Origin of the sequence: Nocardia higoensis, from assembly GCF_015477835.1 — a bacterium.
Lineage (GTDB): Bacteria > Actinomycetota > Actinomycetes > Mycobacteriales > Mycobacteriaceae > Nocardia > Nocardia higoensis_A.
Genome location: NZ_JADLQN010000031.1, coordinates 1 through 280 on the forward strand (window position 1 = coordinate 1; position 280 = coordinate 280).

Annotated in this window: 1 rRNA gene; it reads left to right on the plus strand. The window is 56.1% G+C overall.

The window, feature by feature from the left end:
• Positions 1-280, plus strand: a 23S ribosomal RNA gene (locus IU449_RS28735); the annotation flags it as partial.

The window sequence follows — 280 nt, forward strand, 5'->3', positions numbered from 1 at the left end:
TGAGTTGGTACACGGCCCGTACCCCAAACCGACACAGGTGGTCAGGTAGAGAATACCGAGGCGATCGAGAGAACTGTGGTTAAGGAACTCGGCAAAATGCCCCCGTAACTTCGGGAGAAGGGGGACCTGATCTGGTGACGAGACTTGCTCTCGGAGCTGGGTTGGGTCGCAGAGACCAGAGAGAAGCGACTGTTTACTAAAAACACAGGTCCGTGCGAAGTCGTAAGACGATGTATACGGACTGACGCCTGCCCGGTGCCGGAAGGTTAAGAGGACCGGT